The sequence below is a fragment of the Flavobacterium helocola genome (genome assembly GCF_038289885.1).
Taxonomy (GTDB): domain Bacteria; phylum Bacteroidota; class Bacteroidia; order Flavobacteriales; family Flavobacteriaceae; genus Flavobacterium; species Flavobacterium cheniae.
Window position 1 is genome coordinate 110970 of sequence record NZ_JBBYHT010000006.1, and the last position, 13944, is coordinate 124913.

General features: G+C 32.8%; 10 protein-coding genes. 2 read left to right on the forward strand and 8 right to left on the reverse strand.

Features of this window, described 5'->3' with window-relative positions; translation table 11 throughout:
* Positions 1-52 precede the first annotated feature (52 nt).
* The 4 genes from AAEO58_RS12240 to AAEO58_RS12255 form a co-directional block, all read right to left on the reverse strand.
* On the reverse strand, positions 53-1516 hold the full coding sequence (locus tag AAEO58_RS12240; protein ID WP_341683672.1) for an oligosaccharide flippase family protein: 1464 nt from the start codon (positions 1514-1516) through the stop codon (positions 53-55).
* 11 nt (positions 1517-1527) lie between these two features.
* Positions 1528-2823 (reverse strand): glycosyltransferase family 4 protein, encoded by a 1296-nt coding sequence (locus AAEO58_RS12245; RefSeq protein WP_341683674.1) that lies wholly within the window; start codon positions 2821-2823, stop codon positions 1528-1530.
* Between the two features lie 94 nt (positions 2824-2917).
* Entirely contained in the window at positions 2918-5356 is a 2439-nt protein-coding gene (locus tag AAEO58_RS12250; protein ID WP_341683675.1) for a YfhO family protein, read from the reverse strand.
* An 86-nt stretch (positions 5357-5442) separates the two neighbouring features.
* A complete protein-coding gene (locus tag AAEO58_RS12255) occupies positions 5443-5697 on the reverse strand; it encodes a DUF4834 domain-containing protein (protein ID WP_341683676.1) in 255 nt (84 codons plus the stop codon).
* A gap of 108 nt (positions 5698-5805) precedes the next feature.
* Between AAEO58_RS12255 and AAEO58_RS12260 the strand changes: the two genes are divergently transcribed.
* Both AAEO58_RS12260 and AAEO58_RS12265 read left to right on the forward strand, forming a co-directional pair.
* Positions 5806-6774 (forward strand): transporter, encoded by a 969-nt coding sequence (locus AAEO58_RS12260; RefSeq protein ID WP_341683677.1) that lies wholly within the window; start codon positions 5806-5808, stop codon positions 6772-6774.
* Between the two features lies 1 nt (position 6775).
* Complete coding sequence (locus AAEO58_RS12265; protein ID WP_341683679.1) at positions 6776-7894, forward strand: GTP cyclohydrolase; 1119 nt, start codon at positions 6776-6778, stop codon at positions 7892-7894.
* 46 nt (positions 7895-7940) lie between these two features.
* Here AAEO58_RS12265 and capB read toward each other — a convergent pair whose 3' ends face one another.
* The 4 genes from capB to AAEO58_RS12285 form a co-directional block, all read right to left on the reverse strand.
* On the reverse strand, positions 7941-9200 hold the full coding sequence (gene capB, locus AAEO58_RS12270; RefSeq protein ID WP_133606199.1) for a cysteate-C-fatty acyltransferase: 1260 nt from the start codon (positions 9198-9200) through the stop codon (positions 7941-7943).
* Between the two features lie 236 nt (positions 9201-9436).
* Complete coding sequence (locus AAEO58_RS12275; RefSeq protein ID WP_341683681.1) at positions 9437-11392, reverse strand: OmpA family protein; 1956 nt, start codon at positions 11390-11392, stop codon at positions 9437-9439.
* 12 nt (positions 11393-11404) lie between these two features.
* On the reverse strand, positions 11405-12334 hold the full coding sequence (locus AAEO58_RS12280) for a PorP/SprF family type IX secretion system membrane protein (RefSeq protein WP_341683682.1): 930 nt from the start codon (positions 12332-12334) through the stop codon (positions 11405-11407).
* A 55-nt stretch (positions 12335-12389) separates the two neighbouring features.
* The coding region (locus tag AAEO58_RS12285; protein ID WP_341683684.1) for a T9SS type B sorting domain-containing protein at positions 12390-13944 on the reverse strand (1555 nt) is incomplete at its 5' end.

A 13944-nucleotide genomic window follows, 5' to 3' on the forward strand; every position in this document is an offset into this window, starting at 1 on the left:
GTTAAGTTTGTTTTTAAATCCTGCGGATTCTGGGAAGATGAAGCAGGATTTTTTATTTCAAAAATTTCTTGAAAACTGAATTAATTACAAAATTAATATCCGATGAAATTTTTAAATAATAACTCAGCCCTACATAAAACAAGGTTACTAAAATAGATTTCAGGATAATATTTACAAATGGGTGAAAACTAAAATCCCAATAATAAAACACCCCAAAACTTACTATTGTTAAAGCCAAAGCCACAATAGTTTTTTTAGTAAACGGAAATAACTTCATTTTAAGCACTACAAAAAGTAATTTGGCCAAACTATATAGTGTAATTGAAATTAACGTTGCTATTGCCGCTCCATTTAATCCATAACGCGGAATGAATATCATATTTAAAGAAATCGTTAGAAAAACCAAAAACAATCCTAAAAACAAGACCGCTTGATAATATTTTGAATTAAAAATAATAGCATTATTGTTTCCTAAAACCAAATCGAAATACTTCGAAATCCCAATAAAGAAAACCACAGCAATCCCTTCGCTATAACCTGCTGGTAAAACACTGTATAATTCATTGATGTTGACCAAAATACCTACTAAAATTAAACCACCAATAACTTGTAGCGTAATCGAAGACTTTTTGTACAATTCATTTAATTCCTCGTGCTTGTTTTCACTCATTAATTTAGCCGTGATAGGATACGTAATTTGATGCATCGCACGACTTGGCACCGCAATTACTGTAGCAATAAATATAGCAACCGAATAAAACGCAATATTATCGATGTTAATGTAAAAATTTAGCATGAATTTATCGACATCTAATAGCATATTTGCCACACTTCCTGATAAAATAATGAAGAAACAATAGGTTAAAACAGCTTTCGCATTATCAGGAAAAACTAAATTAAATCGTGGTGTTTTGACTTTCATCGCATATAAAAACATAGCTAAAAGCGATAAAAAGTAAATTCCCATTAACGCAAAAATGAACTGTTTTGGAGAGATAAAATCAAAATAAACTGCAAATAAGAAGATTGAAATTAAAACACGAAGCAAAACTTCTTTCACAAAACTGCCGTAAACCGATTGCAAATGCACTTTTACCCAAGCATAAAAAATCTCAAAATAGCCCATACAAAGCCCGATTACTGGAATTTGCCAAACATAATCGTAAACAATTGGGTTTTTCTGCGATAATAATTCCGCTATTTGATGATAACCAAAATAACCGATCAAACTTATCGGAAGAATTATTAGCAATGGTAAAACCAAAACAAACGTAAGAAATTGCGATTTTTTCTCTTCGGTTTCGTATTCGTTGTAGAACTTTACCAATGTATTGTGCACACCAAACGCCATTAAAGGCATCATAATATTAGCCGCCGACAGAATAAATCCGACCAAACCGTAAAAAGTATCGCCTAGAAATTGTCCGTACATAAACAACGTGTTAATCGCACCAATTCCAAAACCGATATAGGTAATGATGGTGTTTTTAATCGATTGTTTGATGACAATTCCCATTTTTTAAGTAATTAGTGATTAGTGATTAGCAATTTGGCTAATTTCTCTGTCAATGATTTTCTGCTGTATCGTTGCAAACCAACAGGATATACTTTTAAATTATTTTGCTGAAATTGTTCGAAACAAGTCAGAATTTGTGCTTTCAAAGCTTCTAATTCGTCATATTTGAAAAAAGTTCCCGTATTAGTTTCTTTAATGATTTGAGCAAAATCAGCATGTTCTGGTCCGATGGCAATAATTGGTCGCTCTGAAACCATATATTCAAATAATTTCCCAGGAATAATACATTTAGTTTCTTCAGAATCGATTTCGATAAGCAACAACACTTGTGAACTTCGTTGTTCAATTATGGCTTCATCATGTGGCAAATAGCCTAAATGATTTACATATTTCTCCAACTTAAACTCTTTTAACGCTTGAAGCACCTCAGCACTCACCGCTCCTATTAACTTTAATTGAAATTGTTTTTTGAATTCTAGATTTTCTTTGGTTAATTCTTTCAGTGCTTTCCACAAAATCCTTGGATTTCTTGCCGATAAAAACGAACCTATGTGTGCTAAAGTAAATTTTTCATCCAAAGGTTTTTTAATCACTTTTTCTACATCGTAGCCATTTGTAATGACTTCAATTGGTTTTGAAGTAATGGCTTGAAATTCGGTTTTTGTAGTTGGAGACGTTACTAAAAGTTGGTCACAAGTCATCATAACCTCTTTTTCCAACGCTTTGTGTTTTTTAGCCGCCCACGAACTCAATTTTAGTTGTTTGTGATAACCAATCGTAGTCCAAGGATCACGAAAATCGGCCAACCAAGTAATGTCTAGTTCTTTTTTTAATTGTAAACCAATCAAATGCAAACTATGTGGTGGACCAGTTGTAATTATAGTATCAATTTGATTTTCTTGAAGATATTTTTTCAGAAACTTAACCGAAGGTTTCACCCAAAACACTCTCGCATCTGGAATAAAAACATTACCACGAATCCAAAGCATTGCTTTTTCTACAAAAGATTGCTTTTTTTGATTAGGAATAATGCCAGAACTGATTTTTTTAGTCTTATTTTTCGAAAAAACCGAAGCCAATCCGTATGGTTCAAAAATGGGTTGTTTAATGATAATTGCTTTATCTGAAACTTCACCCAATAATTTCTCATCCAGCAACGGATAAGTTGGGTTTTCAGGAATATAAACATGAGGTTCGATATTAAAATCGGGTAAATATTTGACAAACTTTAACCAACGCTGAACGCCTGGACCTCCTGCTGGTGGCCAGTAATACGATATGATGAGTATTTTTTTGGTTGGTTTCAATGTCAAGTTCAAAAATGATATTCTGTCAAGCTGAACTCGTTTCAGCTTCTAAATTATTTGTGAGATGCTGAAATAAATTCAGCATGACAAGATTCTATGCTTTTTTCTTATTCTCAAAATAAACTCCTGCACCAATTAATAAAAGCATTGCTATTGAACTTATTAAAGCGATAGTGCTTCCTGTTTTTACTACTTCTGGTTCAAATTTGAATTCGATAGTGTGTTTTCCTGCTGGAATTTTTAAGCCTCTTAAGACGTAATTTACTCTATAAATTGGAGCTTCTTTGCCATCAATCATTGCTTTCCAACCATTTTGATAATACATTTCAGAGAAAACAGCAAAACCTTCATTACTATTATTTGAAACGTATTTTAATTGATTTGGTTTATATGTCGATAATTGAATTGTCGCAGTAGAATCCTTTTGAAAACTCATTTTTTTAATTGGTAACATTTTCAAACCTATCGATAATTTAAAATTTTCATCAATTACAGCTTCTTTTTTTGAATCTAAGTTATCCAACGCTTTCATTTCATCGTTTGCAGATTTTACCAACTTAATTTCTTCTACAAACCAAGCATTTCCATTCGCTGCTGGATTGGCTAAAGCTAATTTTTGTCCGTTTTCGTCTGATTGGATAACGTATTTTACGTTTAACATGTTTAACACACGAACGTTATTTTTAGCGATTTGATAATCGAATAATTGCTGCATTCTTCTTGGTTTCGCGGCATGATAACCACCAATTGATTTGTGGAAATACGATGTTCTAGCATTACTCATTCCTCCTTCTACTTCAAAAACTCTGAAATGCGTGGTATCGGCTAAAATTCTTTGATCGGCTTCAGTTGGTTCAAATGGCATATCAACTTCTCTTGCACTTCTGAATTGATCAGGATTATTGTTTACGTAACGTTTGTCTACCATAAACAAGTCGAAAACCATTAAAACTCCAACTATAATAATTGCTGTAGTTTCTTTCATCAGGTTTTTTACGAAAAGAAATAAAACAGCAAAAGTAAGTCCTACAAACAACATCGAACGCAAAACATCAGAAGTATACAAAGCAGCTCTATCTATTTTTAACGTTCTAATGAAATCATCGCCATACGCTTGTGCATACATCGCATCGTTTGCAGAAGAAAAAGTAAACATTCCTTTAATCAAGAATAAAACCACTAAAAGTCCAAAAGTAATGGCTCCTGATTTCCAAAGGGCGTTCCATTTTGCTTTTTCATCTTGTTTGAAAAATTGGTATAACCCAACAATCGCTAAAGCTGGTACACACAATTCTAAAATCACTTGAATAGATGATACCGCTCTAAATTTGTCGTATAACGGAACATAATTGATGAAGAAATCGGTTAAAATACTGAAATTTTTACCCCAAGAAAGTAATAATGAAAATACAGCTCCTGCTAAAAATAAATATTTGATGTTTCGTTTTTCAACAAAAAAGGCCATTACAAATAAGAAAAACACTACTACTCCAATGTATGCTGGCGCCGCAACAATAGGCTGTGCGCCCCAATACGCTGGCGCGTGTTCTACAAAACCTTGAACTTGATCCGCTGGATAGCCTTGGGCTACAAAATTTTGATAGGTTTCAGATTCAATTCCTAAATTTTCATTGTTAGAACCTCCGAAAAGTCCAGGTGCAATCAAGTTTAAACTTTCTGCAACTCCATAACTGTATTCGGTGATATATTCATACGACATAGCGTTGCTATCCGTCTTTGGAGAACCATCTGGATTGAAAGTTAATTCACTATTGTTACGCGTTGAAAACTTAGCATATTCTGATGTCGCCATTAGATTGGTTGCATTCGCTCCGATGGCTAAAATTCCTGCAACAGCAAATACTCCAATTACTTTTCCTAATTCTTTGAATTCTTTATTCTTAACCGCAATAACCACATAATAAACAGCAATAATCGCTAATAACAATAATAAATAATACGTCATTTGGAAGTGATTCGCATTAATTTCTAATGCAGCCGCCACCATAGTTAGTAAACCTCCTAAAATATATTTTCGTTGGAATACCAATAAAACTCCCGCCACTACCATTGGCATATATGCAATTGCATGTGCTTTGGCATTATGTCCTACTCCTAAAATAATAATCAAATAAGTAGACAGTCCAAAAGCCAACGCTCCAAAAAACGCTTTTAATGGATCTACTTTTAAGACCATCAACAACACATAAAACCCTAAGAAATAAAGGAATAAATAATCAGCAGGACGCGGTAAAAAACGCAATGCATCGTCTAACATCCCAATTACGTCGTTTGGATATTTTGCCCCTAATTGATAGGTTGGCATTCCTCCAAAAGCACTATTAGTCCAAAAAGGTTCTTCTCCTGTTTCTTTTCTGAAATCGATTTGTTCTTTAGCCATTCCGGTGTATTGTACGATATCGGATTGGAAAATTTTTTCTCCTTTTAAAACGGGATAAAAATAAAATAGTGATACTAAGATAAATCCAACAACGACTAATAAATGCGGATAGAATGCTTTTATATTCTTCATATTATTACAATAAATAAAGGTGCTAAAGTAACTAAAAAAAGGATATTGTAATAATATCCTTGGGAGTAATCTTGTTAAACTAACAATTATTTCACTTCTTCGTAATCAATGTATTCGCCCACTTCCTTTTTAGGTTTTGGTGTTTGAGCATTTGCTTGAGAAGTTCTATTTTGTTGTTCTTGTTGTTGTCTATATTGTTCCTGCATTTTTTCTTGCATCTTATTCACCGCTTTTTGCATTAAAATAGGGGCAAAAATTCGCATTAAAAACTTAAACAGATAATAAAACAGAATAATATAAAATATAACCTTTATAGTTCCTGTAAGTGAAGCCATTTCCATGCTAATAAAATTTAAAATTCAAAAATACAGATATTGGTTGGTAAAACTTCAAATTTGTTTCTTAAAATTATGATAAAATAACTATTTTTGGACATAAATCATTTTTTTATGAAATCTACCCAAACACTTTTAATTTTAATATTTGGAATTACATCGCAAATTTCATTTGGACAATTTACAGATGAAATCAATTCTAATAGACCAGGTCGTTCAATGATGGCGTTTTCTGTTGGAAAATCAGTTTTTCAAACCGAAACTGGATTGCACTATGTAAATGAAGATCACAATACATTAGATTATAAAGCCAGTGGGTTTATGGCTGAATTTGATATTCGTTGGGGATTATTTTTTGAGCAATTAGAACTTATTGCAGAGTTTCAATATCAAAATGACAACTATACATCAGAATTACTTGATAAAAATAGAAGTGCTTTGAAAAAAACACTTTTAGGAGCAAAATACTTAGTGTATGATCCATTCAAAAATTATGAAGAAAAACCAAATTTATACAGTTGGAAAGCCAATCATCGATTTAAATGGAGACAATTTATTCCTGCTATAGCAGTTTATGGAGGTGCAAATTTAAATTTTTCTGACAATCCATTTAATTTTGCTCCTGTTGATATCGAAGAACCAAAAGTGAGCCCGAAAGCAATGATTATTGCTCAAAATCATTTTGGAAGCCATTGGGTTTTAGTAACAAATGTAGCTTACAATAAAATAGGTTCAGACTTTGCAAGTATTGATTATATAGTTACTTTGACTAGAGGATTTAATAAACAATGGTCAGGATTTATTGAAAATCAGGGTTACATGGGGGATTATTATTCTGATGGTTTATTTAGAATGGGAGCTGCTTATCTATTTAATAAGGATATGCAAATAGATGCTTCTGTGGGAAAAAACATAAAAAATACACCAAGTTTATTCACTGGAGGTATTGGTTTTTCATGGAGATTTACAAAAAACTATAAGGAAGTAAAAATAGCAAAACCAGGAACTGAAACCAAAACAGATAAAAAAATGAAGAAAAAAGGGGAAAAAGAAGCGAAGAAAAGAAAAGATGCAGTAGAATAAAATGATAACAATTAAAGAAGCCCTTACAAAAAAAGAAATGAAAGATTACGTAATGTTTTCTTTCGAATTATATAGAAATAACCCATATTGGATTCCTCCAATAATTGCAGAAGAACTTGAAACTTTTGACAAAACAAAGAATCCTGCACTTCAAACGGCAGAAGCCCATTTTTACTTGGCTTACAAAGATGGTAAAATTGTTGGTAAAATTGCTGCAATTATCAATTGGGAAGAAGTCAACCTTTTAGGGAAAAGAAAAGCTCGTTTTGGTTGGTTTGATGCTATTGACGATATTGAAGTTACTAAAGCACTTTTAAACAAAGTAGAAGAATTAGGTCGAAAACACAACATGGATCACATGGAAGGTCCTATGGGATTTTCTAATTTAGACAAAGTTGGTATTTTAAGCGAAGGTTTTGATCAAATAGGCAATATGATAACTTGGTACAGCTTGCCTTATTACATTACTCATTTTGAACAACTTGGTTTTATAAAAGAGAAGGAATACATTGAAAGTGATTTCTCATTTAATGGTATCAACCCAGAACCATTTCAAAAAGCAAGTGAATTAATAAAAAAACGTTACGAATTGCGTAGCTTAAATTTCACAAAAACAAAAGACATTATGCCTTATGTAGATAAGATGTTTGATTTGTTTAATGAAACTTATGCAAGATTACAATCGTTTGTTCCTATTAATGATATTCAAAAAGAATATTTTAAAAAGAAATACATTGGTTTTATTAATCCAGAATTTATCAAGTTTATTGTCGATAAAAATGACAATATGATTGCTTTTGCTATTGTGATGCCTGGTTTTGCACAAGCACTAAAAAAAGCAAATGGAAAACTGTTTCCTTTTGGATTTTATCATTTATTACAAGCTCGAAAACATTCAAAAGAAGTTGTTTTTTACTTAATTGGTGTTACACCAGAATACCAAAGTAAAGGTGTTACAGCTATTGTTTTTGATGAATATTACAAAGTGTGTCAAGCAAAAGGCATTGAAACTTGTATTAGAACTCCCGAATTAGAAGAAAATCATGCGATTCATAATTTATGGAAGAACTTTAATTCGAAAATCAATAAACGAAGAAGAACGTATAAAAAAGAGCTATAAAAAAAGGGATTCAAATTGAATCCCTTTTTTGTTATATGTAAAAATATTACTCTACATTTTGAACACTTGCTTCTGCAATTTTAGCATATGTTCCGTTTACTAATTTTTCACGAATAGCTTCAAAAGCTGTTAGTGTTTCATTAATATCATCAATTGTATGCGAAGCTGTAGGAATCATTCTTAACAAAATAATACCTTTTGGAATTACTGGATACACTACAATTGAAAGGAAAATTCCATAGTTTTCACGTAAATCGTTTACCATTATCATCGCTTCTGGAATAGAACCTTCAAGATAAACTGGAGTAATACAAGTATTTGTATCGCCAATATTAAATCCTTTTTCTTTCAATCCGCTTTGTAATGCGTTAACGTTTTCCCATAATTTATCTTTAATTTCAGATGAATTACGTAATAACTCTAGACGTTTTAATGACCCAATAGTTTGAATCATTGGTAACGCTTTAGCAAACATTTGCGAACGTAAGTTGTATTTTAAATAATCGATAACATCTTTATCTGCTGCAACAAAAGCACCAATGTTTGCCATTGATTTTGCAAAAGTTGAAAAATAAATATCAATTCCGTCTTGACAACCTTGCTCTTCTCCTGCTCCTGCTCCTGTTTTACCAAGTGTTCCAAAACCGTGTGCATCGTCAACTAATAAACGGAAATTGTATTTTTTCTTCATTTCTACAACTTCTTTCAACTTTCCTTGTTGACCACGCATTCCGAAAACACCTTCAGTAATGAATAAAATTCCACCACCTTGTTCCGTAGCTAATTTTGTAGCGCGCTGTAGATTTTTCTCCATGCTTTCGATGTCATTATGTTTGTACGTAAAACGTTTTCCACTATGTAAACGTACTCCGTCAATAATACATGCATGTGCATCTACATCATAAACAATCACATCATTTCTAGTTACCAAAGCGTCAATAGTTGACATAATTCCTTGGTATCCAAAGTTTAACAAATAAGCCGATTCTTTCATTACAAAAGCAGCTAATTCTTGTTCTAATTGTTCGTGATATTTTGTATGACCACTCATCATACGAGCACCCATTGGGTAAGCAGCTCCATATTGCATTGCTGCTTCGGTATCTGCTTTACGAACTTCTGGATGATTAGCTAATCCTAAATAGTCATTTAAACTCCAGTTTAAAATATTTTTCCCTTGAAATTGCATTCTCGGACCTAATTCTCCCTCTAATTTAGGGAACACAAAATATCCTTCTGCTTGTGAAGCCCATTTTCCTAATGGACCTTTATTGTTCTGAATTCTTTCGAATAAATCTTTTACCATAATATAATAGGTGTTTAAAACGAAGCAAAAGTAAAAAGAAAAATACTTTTATTATAATTTATTTTGATTAGAAAAAAAATTATAGAAATAATAGTTCATAATCGAATTATTGGTCTTACATTTGCACCGAACGACACAGAAATGTGGTTACACGTTCACCGTAAAAGTCGATCGCTCCAGATCGGCTTTTATACTTTAAAAAAAGAGCTAACAAATATTTGTTAGCTCTTTTTTAATTACATTGCTGTGATAATAAATTCACTTCTTCTATTTGCTTGATGCTCCTCTTCGTAACATTTAGACTCATTAGTTGGCTCACAACCACAATCGTTTACTAATTGCGATTCTCCATAACCTTTACCTGTTAGTCTATCAGCTGCTATACCATTTTTAACTAACCAAGCAATAGTAGACTTTGCTCTTTTATCAGATAAAGCCAAATTGTATTTAGCAGTTTGACGACAATCTGTGTGTGAACGAACATCTACTTTCATTGTAGGATATTGTTTCATTACTTGAAGAATTTTTTCTAATTGTAACGATGCATCAGGTCTAATGTTAGATTTATCTAAATCAAAATAAATAATTTTGATATCAAAAGCTTTTGCTAAATCTGAACCAACTCCAACTTTTTTGACACGTTTTGTGATTGGCAATCTTGCCGTTGTTTCTCCAGGAGCACTACCAGTTACTACAGATGTTTCAACTGTTTCGTAATCTTTGCTTTCTGCTCTCACAAAATATGTTTTTTCGCACTCCAAATTTTCAAATCTATATTCACCTTTTTCATTAGCAATCATTTCGCTAATTACATTCATATCTTCATCAAACAAAGTTACTTTGGCATTAGCTAAAACTTCTTTAGTCTCTTCATCTGCAATAACTCCAGAAACTATTTGCTTGCAATTGTATGGCAACGGAATTTGCTCTACGAATTTATAAATATCATCATTTCCTTTTCCTCCTTGTCTATTTGATGAGAAAAAACCAAATTTTGTTTTAGAGTCAATTAAATAAGCAAAATCGTCTTGAGAACTATTTACGGGCGAACCAACATTGAATACTTTTGACATGGTTCCGTCTTCATAAACTTTAACTGAGAAAACATCTAATCCACCTAAGCCTAATTGACCATCAGAAGCAAAGAAAATCTCATTTTCATCTGTTACAAATGGAAATGTTTCACGAGCTTCTGTATTAATACCACCTCCCAAACTTTCTGGAGTTCCAAAAGTACCATCAGAATTAATAGCTACTTTAAAAATGTCAGATTGACCAACAGAGCCTGGCATATTGGATGCAAAATATAAAGTTTTATCATCTGGACTTAAAGCTGGATGTGCGCAACTATACTCATTACTATTAAATGGTAATTCTACAACATTACCCCATTGATCAACACCTTCTTTAGAAGCTTTGTATAGTTTTAACAAAGTGGTTTTTGAAGCATCCGTTTTTTGTTTTCCATTGGTGTAATTGTTACGAGTAAAATACATTGTATTACCATCTTTAGTAAAAACAGCAGATGATTCATTAAACTTAGAATTTACTTTTTTATTTAAGGGTTCTGGATTAATTAAATAACCTTCTGAGCTTACAGTTGCACTATATAAATTATAAAAAGAAGCATTAGTCCATTTGTGCTTTACAACAGCAAGCCCACTTGTATCACGAGCTGAAGTAAAAATAAAATTTTCTTTATAAAATGCTCCACCATAATCTGAATATTCAGAATTTATACCAGCATCTTCAATTTTTTGTCTTCCTGAATTTTTCTTGATTTCAGATAAATAGTCTTTGTTATCATTAAAAATTTTTGCTCTATTATCTGATGCTGTTTTTTGAGAAAACTTTGTTAAGTATTCATCTGCTTTTTTATAATCGCCAACAGATTTTAATGTTTGAGCATATCTAAAATAATACTCAGGTTCTACTTCTTGTCCCAAGGAAAATAATTCACCATACCATTTATTAGCTTCTAATAAATTAGCATTGAAATAATATGAATTACCTAACTTTTGAAATAAATCTACAGATTTATGCCCCTTCTCTGCTACTTTTTTATAGATTTCAATAGCATCAATGTAGGCCAAGTTATCAAATTTTTTATCTGCAGAAGCAAGCTTTCCTTTTTGAGCAAATCCATTAGATAAACTCAAAACACATAATAATAATACTACTTTTAATTTCATAATGTATTTTTTTTAGAAGAATCTTGGAGAAACTACTTTGTCATAATTTTTAAACAATTCATAGCGTAAGAAAATTTCATGTGAACCAGAATTGTAGTTTGCTAATTTAGTCACTTCCATATCATATCCATAACCAATGAACCAAGAATCAGAAACTTGGAATCCTGCTAATAAACTAGTAGCCGCATCCCAACGGTATGCTGCACCAAGAGTAAATTTATCATTAAATAAGAAATTTGCAGACAAATCAACTTGTAATGGTGCACCTTGTACCATTTTAGTAAGAATTGCTGGTTTTAATTTTACATTTGCTGATAAATCAAAAACATGACCCGCAATTAAATAATAATGCATTCTTTCTGAAGCAACTGATTCTGAAGAGAAAGAAGATTCATCTTTATCAAAATGTTTTGTCTCTAAGAAATTTGGAACCGACAAACCAACATAGGTTTTGTTTGAATGAAAATAAATACCAGCCCCAACATTTGGAGAGAATCTATTATCTATGTTATATCGTGCTAAAGCATCTCCTGGATTATAAATATTCAATTTTGTAAAATCTACATTTAAAAGGTTTGCAGTAGCTTTAATTCCAAAAGATAACTTGAAAGTTTCTGATGTTTTAATAGAATAAGAAACATCTGCTGAAATTGAATTTTCATCCGAAGGTCCAATTCTGTCATTTACTATAGAAAATCCAATTCCGAAATTAGAATTATTAATTGGAGTGTTTAAAGAGAACGTATTTGTTACTGGAGCTCCATCTAATCCAACCCATTGATTTCTATGCAATCCAAAAACACTTAAAACACCACGAGAACCAGCATAAGCGGGGTTGATATTAATAGTGTTATACATATAATTTGTGAATTGTGAATCTTGTTGAGCGTAAGATGATGCTGCTACAAGTGTTACAATAAATATTAAAAATCTTTTTTTCATTTTTTTCACTTTTTATAATTGCTAAAGGGGGAATTGCTTCCCCCATAAGCTTTTTTTATCTATTAATATATAAGTATCCTGCGCGTTCTTTGTTATCTCCAGCGTTATTTTTATACTTCACAACATAGAAGTATGTACCTACTGGTAATTCAGAAGATTGGCTAATTGTTACTCTTCCTTCAGAAATTCCTACAAAGGCTCTTCCTTCTGCTGGGTTATAACTTGAAACTTCATAAACCAAGATACCCCATCTGTTATAAATTTGAACAGTATTATCTGGATACAATTCAATATTTCTGATTACAAATACATCATTATCACTATCTCCATTTGGAGTAACTAAGTTGAAGATTTCTAAATCATCTGTTGAAGGTTCGTGATTATTAAACTCTAAATAATCAGGTGTACCGTCACCGTCTGAATCAAATGCATCATCTGGATTACCGTCTCCATTCTCATCTCCATTTTCTTCTTCTGTTAACAATCCATCCCCATCGTCATCAATATCTCTATAATCAACATCTTCTGTTCCATCAGTATCTTGAAGATCCTCACTTGGTGTAACAAATATACCACTTGAGTCACCATAACCTGGCGTTGTATCAACATTATCATCTAAACCATCATTATCTGAATCTGTTCCTGCTAAATCAACTCCACTTTCATATTGATCATGAACCCCATCGTTATCTGAATCTAAATCAAACATGTCTGGTGTACCATCTCCATCTGTATCTACTGGAGTTAATCCGCCTTCATAAGCATCATCAACACCGTTATTATTTGCGTCAACTCCAGAAGGACTAATATAACCATCTGTTGTTTGAGACTCAACGTTATCAGGAATACCATCTCCATCAGAATCTTGGTCTAAATAATTTGGTAAACCATCCCCGTCTGTATCAGTCATTCCTCCTTCATCAGAAGCAATAATACCATCATTATCGTCATCAGCATCTAAATAATCTGGAATACCATCTCCATCTGTATCCTGTGCATCAGAAGGATCACCATCACCATTTGGATCTGGGTTCTCATCTGCTGTTGGAATACCATCACCATCATCATCAGCATCTAAGTAGTCTGGTGTACCGTCTCCATCTGTGTCTTGAGCGTCAGCTGGGTTTCCGTCTCCATTTGGATCTGGATTCTCAAACTCTGTATCTACTGAATCACCGTCATCATCTACATCTAAGTAGTCTGGTGTACCATCGCCATCTGTGTCTTGAGCGTCAGCTGGGTTTCCGTCTCCATTTGGATCTGGATTCTCAAACTCTGTATCTACTGAATCACCGTCATCATCTACATCTAAGTAGTCTGGTGTACCGTCTCCATCTGTATCTTGAGCGTCAGCTGGGTTTCCGTCTCCGTTTGGATCTGGATTCTCAAACTCTGTATCTACTGAATCACCGTCATCATCTACATCTAAGTAGTCTGGTGTACCATCGCCATCTGTGTCTTGAGCGTCAGCTGGGTTTCCGTCTCCGTTTGGATCTGGATTCTCAAACTCTGTATCTACTGAATCACCGTCATCATCTACATCTAAGTAGTCTGGTGTACCGTCTCCATCTGTATCTTGAGCGTCAGCTGGGTTTCCGTCTCCGTTTGGA

Coding starts and splice junctions, on each gene's coding strand:
- AAEO58_RS12240 (WP_341683672.1), bottom strand. CDS start 1,516: ATGGGAATTGTCATCAAACAATCGATTAAAAACACCATCATTACCTAT.
- AAEO58_RS12250 (WP_341683675.1), bottom strand. CDS start 5,356: ATGAAGAATATAAAAGCATTCTATCCGCATTTATTAGTCGTTGTTGGA.
- AAEO58_RS12255 (WP_341683676.1), bottom strand. CDS start 5,697: ATGGAAATGGCTTCACTTACAGGAACTATAAAGGTTATATTTTATATT.
- AAEO58_RS12260 (WP_341683677.1), top strand. CDS start 5,806: ATGAAATCTACCCAAACACTTTTAATTTTAATATTTGGAATTACATCG.
- AAEO58_RS12265 (WP_341683679.1), top strand. CDS start 6,776: ATGATAACAATTAAAGAAGCCCTTACAAAAAAAGAAATGAAAGATTAC.
- capB (WP_133606199.1), bottom strand. CDS start 9,200: ATGGTAAAAGATTTATTCGAAAGAATTCAGAACAATAAAGGTCCATTA.
- AAEO58_RS12275 (WP_341683681.1), bottom strand. CDS start 11,392: ATGAAATTAAAAGTAGTATTATTATTATGTGTTTTGAGTTTATCTAAT.
- AAEO58_RS12280 (WP_341683682.1), bottom strand. CDS start 12,334: ATGAAAAAAAGATTTTTAATATTTATTGTAACACTTGTAGCAGCATCA.